4 protein-coding genes and 1 pseudogene are annotated in these 8079 nt (G+C 63.3%); all 5 read right to left on the bottom strand.

What is annotated here, in order from left to right; all coding sequences use genetic code 11:
• Positions 1 to 213, bottom strand: a pseudogene (locus BEN49_RS19375) (xylose isomerase); the annotation flags it as partial.
• Positions 214 to 388: 175 nt separating this feature from the next.
• Positions 389 to 1894 (bottom strand): xylulokinase, encoded by a 1506-nt coding sequence (locus BEN49_RS19370; RefSeq protein ID WP_070746078.1) that lies wholly within the window; start codon positions 1892 to 1894, stop codon positions 389 to 391.
• Between the two features lie 120 nt (positions 1895 to 2014).
• A complete protein-coding gene (locus BEN49_RS19365; protein WP_083326261.1) occupies positions 2015 to 4210 on the bottom strand; it encodes a glycoside hydrolase family 3 N-terminal domain-containing protein in 2196 nt (731 codons plus the stop codon).
• On the bottom strand, positions 4200 to 6152 hold the full coding sequence (locus tag BEN49_RS19360) for a sialate O-acetylesterase (RefSeq protein ID WP_239692018.1): 1953 nt from the start codon (positions 6150 to 6152) through the stop codon (positions 4200 to 4202). Before BEN49_RS19360 ends, BEN49_RS19365 begins: the two co-directional genes overlap by 11 nt.
• A 101-nt stretch (positions 6153 to 6253) precedes the next feature.
• On the bottom strand, positions 6254 to 7999 hold the full coding sequence (locus BEN49_RS19355) for a RagB/SusD family nutrient uptake outer membrane protein (protein WP_070746077.1): 1746 nt from the start codon (positions 7997 to 7999) through the stop codon (positions 6254 to 6256).
• Positions 8000 to 8079: the final 80 nt, after the last annotated feature.

Genomic DNA, 8079 nt, shown 5'->3' with positions numbered 1-8079 from the left:
CCAGGCAAAGTTCTTGGTGCCGGGGCCGAAGGGGTCGCCGCCGGTGCCCACGAAGGTGTGCCAGTAGGCCGTGGCGAAGCGCAGGTGCTCCTTCATGGTTTTGCCGGCCACCACGCGGCTCTCGTCGTACCACTTGAAAGCCAAGTGGTTATCTGACTCTCGGCCTTCAAACTTAATTTTGTCGATGCCTTTGAAAAATTCCTGGTTAGCCATGAGTTGGAGAAATGGGGAAATGGAGAAGTTTGGGTAAACGAATACTCATCTGTGGGGCCCTTAACCCCTAACCTGCTCGCCAAAAAGGCAGGAAATAAGCCCTGCTTGGGGGCAAGAGCGGAAGGCTGGTTTCCCCGCTCCCTTTCGGAGCGCGGGTAGGGCCCCCGAAGGCGCGCTAGGCTAGCAGTAATTCGGCCGGGCGGGTTTCGCGAGCCAGCAGCGTTTGCCAGTCGCTATATATTTCCTGGTACTGCGCCTGCAAGGCGGGCGTGGGCTCCACAGTACTGATGCGCGCCAGGCCATTAAAAGCCTCTTTGGGGCTGGCGTAGATGCCGGTGCCGATACCTGCGCCGCGGGCCGCGCCCTGGGCCGCATCGGTGTCGTAGAGTTCCAGCGTCACACCGCCGCAGTTCACAAACGCCTCGCGAAACACGGGGCTCAAGAACATGTTGGCGTGGCCAGCGCGCACGTTGCGCACCTGCACCCCCGAGGCCCGCATGATGTCCATGCCGTAGTTGAGGGCGTACACGATGCCCTCCTGCGCAGCCCGGATGAGGTGGGCCTGGCCGTGCACGTTGAACTGCACGCCGTGCAGCACGGCGGCGGCGGGCCGGTTTTCGAGGATGCGCTCAGCGCCGTTGCCGAAGGGCAAAAACAGCAGCCCTTGGGCCCCCACGGGTGCCTGGGCAGCCAGCGTGTTCATCTGGTCGTAGGGCAGGCTGCCCACGATTTTGCGCAGCCAGCTGTTAAGGATGCCGGTGCCGTTGAGGCACATGAGCACGCCGTTTTTGGGCTGTTCGCGGGTGCTGTTCACGTGCACGAAAGAATTGACCCGTGAGCGGGCGTCGGCCGTGGTGGTTTCGTTGATGCCGTAGACCACGCCGCTGGTACCGCCGGTAGCCGCTACCTCGCCTGCGTTCAACACGTTCAGCGAGAAGGCGTTGTTGGGCTGGTCACCGGCGCGGTAGGCAATGGGCGTGCCGGCCGCCAGGCCCAGCGTCTGGGCCGCTTCGGCGGTGAGGTGGCCCTGTACCGAAAAGGTGTCCACTACCTCGGGCAGCAAATCGGCACTAATACCGTAGTAATCAAGCAGCTCCTGGGCAATGGCCTGGGTTTTGAAGTTCCAGAACACGCCTTCCGACAAGCCCGACACGGTGGTTTGCATCTGGCCCGTGAGTTGGTAGGCGAGGTAGTCGCCGGGCAACTGAATCTTGTGGATTTGGGCGTAAATCTCGGGCTCGTTCTCGCGCACCCACTTCAGCTTGGAAGCCGTGAAATTACCGGGCGAGTTCAGGAAGTTTTGCAGGCAAAACTCCTCCCCCAGCCCCGCAAACGCCTCGTTGCCGATTTCTACGGCGCGGCTGTCGCACCAGATGATGGCGGGGCGCAGCACGTGGCCCGCCTTGTCGAGCAGCACCAGCCCGTGCATCTGGTAGGTGATGCCGATGCCGGCCAGCAGGGAGGCGTCGAAGCCGTACTGGGCCTGGAGCTGCTGGGTGGCATTGATGACTTCCTGCCACCAGCGCTCGGGGCGCTGCTCGGCCCAGCCGGGCTGGGGCACGTCCATGCCCATCTCGGTGGTGGGCGAAGTAACGGCTGCCACGCAGCGACCGGTGGCGATGTCGAGCAGCGAGGCTTTGATGGAAGAGCTACCGATGTCGTAGCCGAGGAGGTATTTCATGGAAATGAGCTTTTGGCTGATGGCTGCTAGCCGTTGGCCATGTTCTGAATTTTCACCTTCGCCCAGGCGAAGTAAAGCACGTTCTTGGAAGCCAGCGGCTATTAGCCGTTAGCCAAGAACTCACCTAATGGTGAGCACCGCCGACGCGGGCTTGGGGGCCCCCAGCGCCAGGCTACGGGCACTGGGCAGGCTGCCGCCCATCCACACCGTGACGGGGCCGCCGGGTGTGAAGGCATTACCAGCCTTGTCAATCAGCGCGAGCTGGGCAGGCGTAAGGGTGAATTTAACCTGGGCGCTGGCCCCTGGCTGGAGGGTGACGCGCCGGAAGCCCTTGAGGGCAAACAGCGGCGTTTGGGCCCCGGCCCGGGGCGGGTGCGTGAGGTAGAGCTGCACCACTTCGTCGGCGGCCACGGGGCCCGCGTTGGTAACGGTGGCCGTGACTTCGGCCCCATCGGCTTTGCCAATTTTGGCCTTGGCCAGTTTCAGGTTAGCGTAGGTGAATTTGCCGTAGCTGAGGCCGTAGCCGAAGGGGTACATGGGCTCGGCGGTGAGGTAGCGGTAGGTGCGGCCGGCCATATTATAGTTCTCATAAGCCGGCAGCTGGCCCAGCGACTTGGGGAACGTGACGGGTAGGCGGCCCGAGGGCGAAGCCTTGCCGAAAATGAGGTCGGCCACGGCATTGCCGCCTTCTTCACCGGGGTACCAGGTCAGGAGCACGGCGTCGGCCAGCTCGTGCACTTCGGCGAGGTTCATGGGGCTACCCCCGGTCACGACGGCGATGATGGGCGTTTTGCTGCCCTGGCGCAGCTTTTTGAGGAAGTCAATTTGGTTCTGGGGCAGGTTGTAGTCGAGGTGGTCGCCGGTGTGGGCCGAGGCGATGGACTCGCCCTCCTCCCCTTCCAGCACGCCCGTGATGCCCAGCACCACGATGATGGCGTCGGACTGCTTGGCCTCGCCGGTGGTCCAATCGATGGGGTTGATGTTGGACCGGTCCAGCAAGATGCCCTGCTTGTACTCAATCTGGCTGCCGGGCTGCACCGCGCCCACCAGCCCTTCGAGTATGGTGCTCATCTGGCTGTTCACGCCGTAGTAGTTGCCGAGCAGGGCCTCCACGCTGGTGGCGTTGGGGCCCGTCACGAAGTACTTGCCCAGGTCGGGGCGCAGGGGCAGTACGCCGTTGTTCTTGAGCAGCACCATCGATTTGAGGGCCACCTCTTTGGCCAGGGCCCGGTGGGCGGCGCTGTTCACCACCTCGGGGCCCAGCTTGTCGTAGGGCGTCGCATTTTGCGGGTCGAATAAGCCCAGCTTGAAGCGCGTGCGCAGCAGAATGGCTAGGGCACTGTCCACCTGCGTTTCCTTGAGCAAGCCCTGGCGCACGGCGTCGGGCAGCTTGGCGTAGGTGTCGCCGCAGTTCAAGTCCACGCCCCGCGAGAGGGCCAGCGCGGCGGCCTCGGTCTTGGTCTTGACCGTTTTGTGGCCCTGGTAGAGGTCGTCCAGGGCCCCGCAGTCGCTTACTACGTGGCCGCGGAAGCCCCACTCTTTGCGCAGCACCTGGTCGAGCAAAAACTCGTTGCCGCAGCAGGGCTCGCCGTTGGTGGCGTTGTAGGCGCACATCACGGCCTCCACGCGGGCCTCTTGCACCAGCGCTTTGAAGGCCGGCAGGTAGGTTTCGCGCAAATCCTGGGGCGAAACCTCGGCATTGAACTCGTGGCGCAGCTTCTCGGGGCCGCTGTGCACGGCGTAGTGCTTGGCGCAGGCCGCCACCTTAAGGTAGTTCGGGTCGGGGCCCTGGAGGCCCTTCACAAAGGCCACGCCGAGGCGGCTGGTGAGGGTCGGGTCCTCGCCGTAGGTTTCCTGGCCGCGGCCCCAGCGCGGGTCGCGGAAGATGTTGATGTTGGGCGTCCAGAAGGTGAGGCCGCCGTACTTCACGTAGTGGTTTTTGGCGATGGCGGCGTTGTACACCGCCCGCGCCTCGTCCGAGATGGCAGTGGCTTCGCGCAGCGCCAGGTCATCGTCAAACGTGGCCCCCAGCCCAATGGCCTGCGGAAAAACCGTGGCCGGGGCCGAGCGGCCCACGCCGTGCAGCGCCTCGTTCCACCAGCTGTAGGCCGGGATGCCCAGGCGCGCAATGGCCGGGCTCTGGTCGAGCATCTGCTGCGCCTTCTCCTCCAGCGAAAGCTGCTTGATGAGGTCGTTGACGCGCGCATTCAGCGGCTGCTTCGGGTCGCGGAAGATGGGCGCGGTTTGCCCGTGGGCCCCCAAGCTCAACAGCAGCAGCGCCGCGCCGGGCAGCCAGGATTTCAGCTTAGAAGTCATCGGTGCGGAACGTGGAGGTCGGCAATCCTTCCTTATTGTACAGATTAGCGTCCTCGGGGTTGTCGGCCCAGCCGTAGCGCACGGCCACGGGGGCCTCCACTTGGGGGCTTTGCACCACCACCTTGCCCCCTTCGATGCGGGCCTGGGCGGGCACAAACTTATGGTCGGCGCCGGCCACGGTGAAGCCTTGCAGGGCCCCACCGCCCTTGGCCACCAGCCCGGTTCCTACCCCGGCAAACGTCAGCGTTACCTGGTTGCCAGCGGGTTTCATGCCTTGGTACAGGGGCCCCGAAGCCACTATTTTGGTGTCGCCGTAGGCCACTTTTTCGGCGGCCAGGGCCAGGCGGTGGCCCACGGTCTGCTTGTCGAGGGGGTGAATGTCGTTCCACTCGCCCACGTCCGAAATCACGGCCATGCCGGTGCGGGGCTGAGCGAGCAGGCGGCGCTGAGCGTCGCGCACTTTGGCCTGGTTGCTTTCGCCGGGCTCTTTCTTGGCGGCGTTGATATTGGCCAGCTGCACGTAGAGAAACGGCAGGTTGGGCTGCTGGAATTTCGTGCGCCAGTCGGCCACGAGGCTGGTTGTGAGGGCCAGGTAATCATCGGGCCGGCCCACGTTGCTCTCGCCCTGGTACCACAGCACGCCCTTGAGGGCGTAGGGCAAGGCCGGGGCCACTAGCCCGTTATACAGCCCGCCCGGCTGGTACTGAAACGTGGTGGTGCCCGGCGTGGGCGGCGTGGTGGCGCCCAGCTTGTACTGCCAGGGGCCCCGCAAATCCAGCGTCTGGCCGCCGGCTGCGAGCTGGTAGGTCTTCTCCTTGGTGAAGCCCCCGCGCCCGCCGTTGCTGATGAGGCGCACGGTTACCACGTTTTTGCCGGCCTTCAGCACGCCGGGGCCGAAGTCGTACTTGCGCGGCGGGTACTGGTAGGCGGTGGTGCCCACCAGCTGGCCGTTGATGTACGTCGAGTCGGCATCGACCAGCGTGCCCAGCTCCAGGCGGCCGGCCTGGCCGGCCATCGCGGCCGGCACCTCCACTTCCTTGCGGAACCAGAGCACGCCGTTGACCATTCCCAGGGGCGTCTCGTTGGCCCAGTAGCCGGGCACATTCATGGTGGCCCAGCCGCTGGCGTCGTAGCCGGGGCTGCTCCACTTGGGCTGGCCAGGGGCCTCGCCCTGGTCGGCCTGGTGCAGGCGCTTGTACCAGTCAGACACGGCCGCGCTTTCGCGCTGCTTGATGCCGGCCACCGCCGCACTGTCTTTGTAGGGCGCCACTTGGGCCTCGTATTTGGGAAATTGCTTGAGCGCGTCGGCGCTCAGCCAGGCCTCGGCGGGCGAGCCGCCCACGGCCACTTTTATCAGGCCCACCGGCACCTGGTACTTGGCGTTAATTTCCTTGGCGAAGAAGTAGCCGACGGCCGAGAAGTTGAGCACCGTTTCGGGCGTCAGGGCCACCCAGCTGCCGCCGCTCACGTCGGCTTTGGGGCCCCGGAAGTCGTAGCGCATCGGCACGTCGAACTGCCGGATGCGCGGGTTGTTGGCCGTGGCCACTTCCTGCGGGTACTTGTCGCGCACGCGCCGCATGGGCAGCTCCATGTTCGACTGCCCCGCGCAAAACCACACGTCGCCGAGTAGAATATCCTTCACTACCAGGTGGTTGCTGGCATCGATTTTTAGCTCGTAGGGCCCCCCAGCCTTCGTGGCCGGCAGCTGCACGCGCCATTGGCCATCTGTGCCCGTGGTGGCGCGGTAGGTTTTGCTTTGGAAGGCAACGCTCACGGCCTCGCCCGGCTTAGCCCAGCCCCAAATACGCACCGGCGCATCGCGCTGAAGCACCATGCCGTTGCTCACCAGGCGCGGCAGACGCACCTGGGCCAGGGCCGGGGTGGCAGCCAGCAGGCCTAAGGAGGAGCTCAGCAGGCAAGATATTTTCGCGTTGAAAGTCAAGTTCTTATAGCTTAAAAACAAATTTTACAATACCCCTTCATAAATAGGCCCCGGTTTCGAAGTGAAACCAGGGCCTATTTAGTTAGCAGATTGCTAGGGATTTAATAGCCAGCATTCTGGGTGGTTTTGCCACTGCTGCGGTCAATTTCCTGCTGCGGAATGGGGCGCAACACGTGGAAATCCTTTATGTTGAGGGCCGCATTGGAGCCGTACACCCCGTTGGGGCGGTTCACCAGCGCGGGGGCGTAATTCGTGTTGCGCATGCGCGGCAGCAATTGGCCGGTGCGCTTGAGGTCGTACCAACGGGTCATTTCGCCGCACAGCTCGCGGGCGCGCTCGTCGAGAATGAAGTCGATGTTCACCTGCGTGGCTGTGATGTCCATCTGGGCCTTTTTGCCGCTGGCCCCGGCGCGCTCGCGCACCACGTTGAGGTACGTGGCTGCCTGGGCCGCATTACCCAGGTAGAAGTACGCCTCGGCAGCCATCAGGTACGTTTCGGCCAAGCGGTAGATAATGTTGGGCCGAATAGAGAAGCCGTTTACTGCCGTACGGGCGCGGCTGTCGAACTTGTTGAGGGTCGGGTAGTACTCGGTAGTGTACTGGCTAGGCGTGATAACCGTGTAAGGGGCCGGCGTGCGGGCGGCAATTCTAGCCAGTCGGGCGGCCGAAACTTCGCGGCCGGGGTACCATACCGCCGTATCGCCAACTACGGCCTTGGCGCTGCCGGCATTGGCGCCGGGCGAGTTCACTGTGAACACCGTGGTAAACCACTTATTGTAGCGGGTATCGGTGGTACGCAACGTAGAACCCGACTCTAGGGCCGCACCGCTGGCATCGCGCAGGATGTACGAGTTCTCCAAGAAGTACGAGATGCAATGGCGTGCAAAAGGCCGGCCGTTGAAAATATCGCGGGCCATGTTGGGCAGCTTGTCGTAGCGGCTGCGGAACTGGAAGCCCGCAATGTTCTCTCCACCAAAGGAGAAGCCGTCGAGGCGCGAGAAAGTCGCGTCGCCGTTGAACTGCACGTTAAAAATCACTTCCTTGCCGTTCTCGTTGCCTTCGGCAAACACGGTGGCAGCGTCGGTTTCCAGGCCCAGGCCATAGCGGCTTTGGGTGTCAATAAGCTCCTTGGCGTACTTGGCAGCGTTGGCGTAATCATCGCCTTGCTTGGCCGTGGAGGTAGCGCGGGTCAGGTACACTTTGGCCAGCAGGTGCAGGGCCGTGGCGCGCGTCACGCGGCCGGGCTGGGCGGGCTTGTCGGCAATGGTTGCCAGCGACTCCGTTAGGTCCTTGATAATCTGGGTGTACACGTCGGCCATCGGGGCGCGGGTCACATCCTTGGTGGGCGAGTCCACGAAGGTCAGCATCAGGGGCACATCGCCAAAGTCCTGCACCATCACAAAGTAGTACTGAGCCCGCAGCAGCTTGGCCTCGGCCAGCAGCTGCGTGATGCGGGCCGGTGACAGGCCAGCGGCGTTGGGTCCGTACTGAAGCACGCCGTTGGCGTTGTTTATCTGCGAATAAGCAACCGACCACAGAAAGCCGTGCGAACCGTCGTTAAGCGGCGTCAGGTCGTTGTTGTTGTAGTCGCTCAGGCCGCTGCTGTTGGCGATGCCATTGGTCCAGAGGTCGGTACCCGCCTCAGTCGTGAAGAACGCAGCATCGTTGCCGTACAACTGGCGCAAGCCCGAGTACACGCCCGTCACGCCGGCTTCCACGCCCTGCGACGTTTGCAGGAAGCTAGGAGTCAGCACCGAAGTCGGGTCTTCGTCCAGAATGTTTTTACTACAGCCACCAGCCCCTAGCAGTAAAGTGGCGCTCAGGGTAACTAATACTATTTTTTTCATGATAATAACTAAGATTGAATGCGTGGAAGGGTGAGTAGCAGACTATCAACTGGCCCGGCGAGTTCCAGATGTCACCAGAT

The sequence above is a fragment of the Hymenobacter coccineus genome (assembly GCF_001816125.1).
GTDB classification, from domain to species: Bacteria; Bacteroidota; Bacteroidia; order Cytophagales; family Hymenobacteraceae; genus Hymenobacter; species Hymenobacter coccineus.
The sequence above is the reverse complement of the archived record's forward strand: the minus strand, read 5'-3'. Positions and strand labels throughout refer to the sequence as shown.

Coding starts and splice junctions, on each gene's coding strand:
- BEN49_RS19370 (WP_070746078.1), bottom strand. CDS start 1,894: ATGAAATACCTCCTCGGCTACGACATCGGTAGCTCTTCCATCAAAGCC.
- BEN49_RS19365 (WP_083326261.1), bottom strand. CDS start 4,210: ATGACTTCTAAGCTGAAATCCTGGCTGCCCGGCGCGGCGCTGCTGCTG.
- BEN49_RS19355 (WP_070746077.1), bottom strand. CDS start 7,999: ATGAAAAAAATAGTATTAGTTACCCTGAGCGCCACTTTACTGCTAGGG.